This is a genomic window from Pseudomonas sp. SIMBA_067, from assembly GCF_046534675.1.
Lineage (GTDB): Bacteria > Pseudomonadota > Gammaproteobacteria > Pseudomonadales > Pseudomonadaceae > Aquipseudomonas > Aquipseudomonas putida.
Map to the genome: position 1 here is coordinate 1 of NZ_JAWRYH010000553.1, position 266 is coordinate 266.

The window sequence follows — 266 nt, forward strand, 5'->3', positions numbered from 1 at the left end:
GTATTGCTGATATCACCCACGTGATTGAGTCGATCGCCTTCCAGACCAATATCCTGGCGCTGAATGCCGCCGTTGAAGCGGCACGTGCCGGGGAACAGGGCCGTGGCTTTGCCGTGGTGGCCGCAGAAGTGCGTGCGCTGGCACAGCGTTCTGCGCAGGCCGCTAAAGAGATTGATGGACTGATTGCGACTTCCATCAGCAACGTGGCGGAGGGCCATCAGTTATCTGAGCAGACGCGCGATGCGATGAGCGACATTGTGACCCAC

1 protein-coding gene is annotated in these 266 nt (G+C 59.4%); it reads left to right on the top strand.

Annotated features, from left to right (window positions below):
- A partial coding sequence (locus SB765_RS30290; RefSeq protein ID WP_410932577.1) for a methyl-accepting chemotaxis protein occupies positions 1–266 on the top strand: 266 nt, incomplete at both ends.